General features: G+C 60.1%; 3 protein-coding genes. All 3 read left to right on the top strand.

The genetic code is table 11. The features are described 5' to 3' along the window. On the top strand, positions 1-288 hold a 288-nt coding region (locus AC4PR2_RS28675), incomplete at its 5' end, for a tail protein X (RefSeq protein WP_492176022.1). Continuing rightward, entirely contained in the window at positions 276-1,508 is a 1,233-nt protein-coding gene (locus AC4PR2_RS28670) for a phage late control D family protein (protein ID WP_492176021.1), read from the top strand. The genes AC4PR2_RS28675 and AC4PR2_RS28670, both read left to right, overlap by 13 nt. Further along, on the top strand, positions 1,505-1,698 hold a 194-nt coding region (locus AC4PR2_RS28665), incomplete at its 3' end, for a phage baseplate assembly protein V (protein ID WP_492176020.1). The genes AC4PR2_RS28670 and AC4PR2_RS28665, both read left to right, overlap by 4 nt.

Raw genomic sequence — 1,698 nt, 5'->3', positions numbered from 1 at the left:
CTGGAACAATCAGTCCCCGCAGTTAAGCCGGCTTGCCAGCCGCATTATTACCCGGAGCCTGTGATGAATCACCCGCACACCGACGTCATCATCCATATCACGCGCGAAGGCGAACGCTGGGATCAGCTTGCCAACGATTACTACGGCGATCCGCTGGGTTATGCCCGCATCATCATGGCCAACCCGCAGGTCGCTATCCTGCCGGTGCTGCCGGCCGGCATGTCGCTCGCCATTCCGGTCATCCCGGCAGACAACAACCAGGAGACGCTGCCACCATGGCTACGCTAAACGCACCCACCACGCCCGCCGCTGGCGGCAAGTCTTCCGGCGCCGTCCCGACACCGGTGTTTGAGCTGGTCTATGGTCAGAAGGACATCACGGTCGACGTCACGCCCTACGTGCTGTCAATCAGTTTCACTGACAAGCTGTCGGGGGAATCGGACGAGATCCAGGTGGAGCTGGAGGACAGCGACGGCCGCTGGCGTGATGCCTGGTACCCGGGCAAAGGGGATACCCTGTCGCTCAAACTGGGGCTCGAAGGGCAAAAACTGCTGAACTGCGGCACGTTCTCAATAGATGAAATCGAGCTCGGCGGACCGCCAGATACGGTGTCACTACGGGGACTGTCGGCCTCGGTAACGGCGGCGATGCGCACCCGCTCCAATCGGGGGTTCGAAAACACGACGTTGCTGGCTATCGCCAGCCGTATCGCCAAAAAGCACGCTCTCAGGCTCGAAGGCACGATAGAGCCGCTCAAACTTGACCGCGTCACCCAATACAATGAGACCGACCTGGCGTTCATGACCCGGCTGGCGCGCGAGTATGGTTACATCGTCAAGGTGACACACGAGGCGCTCGTCTTCTCGCACCGCGTTACCCTGCGCGAGGCAGAAGCTGTTCACACACTGACGCCCGCCATGGTTGGACGCTACCGACTGCGCGATACCATCAATCGCATCTACAAGCAGGCCAAGGTCAAATATCAGGACACCAGAACCAAGAAGATGGTCACCATCGGCGTCAAGGCGGATGGCAGCATCGGGCCGGTGGCAGAAGAAACGGTGAGCGCCAAGGGCAAAGGGCAAAAGCCTTCATCTCATGCTACCAGCGCGGACACGCTCAATATGCAGAGCCGGGCACGCACCCGGGATGAGGCGGTCAGCAAGGTTTGCGCCGGTATCAACCGTCACAATGAGTACCAGCGCGAGGCCACGCTCAACCTGGAAGGAAATGTGGGACTGAAAGCCGGCAATACCTTGTCGCTCACCGGCTTCGGACGGCTATCGGGGAGCTGGCTGGTGACGGCGGTCCGCCATGATATCGACCGGCAAGGCGGTTACAGCTGCGAACTCACTCTCGGCCAGGGACCGATTGCCAACCCGCACAAAAAAGGCAAGGACGGCAAGGCCGGCACGTCCCGCGAGATGGTGGTCATCGGCAAAAAGGCCGACGGCAGCATCGGCGTAGTGGATAAGAAGACACAAACCGTCAAGGGGAAACACCGATGAGCGGTATCAAGTTTGCCACCGGCACCGTCAGCGCCGTGGATGAGAAAACCGTACGGGTGCGCGTCAGGCTGCCAGAGTACGACAATCTGCGCACGGCCTGGATCGAGGTGCTACAGCGCAACACCCAGAACAACAAGGATTACTGGTTGCCGGATATCGGCGAACAGGTCAAGGTATTGCTCGATCCTCA

This window comes from Serratia sp. A07, assembly GCF_058725505.1.
Note: the sequence above shows the minus strand (reverse complement) of the source record. Positions and strands in the feature narration are given on the sequence as shown.

What these genes read in the sequence shown, in the direction of transcription:
- AC4PR2_RS28670 (WP_492176021.1), top strand. Translation starts at nt 276, where the DNA reads ATGGCTACGCTAAACGCACCCACCACGCCCGCCGCTGGCGGCAAGTCT.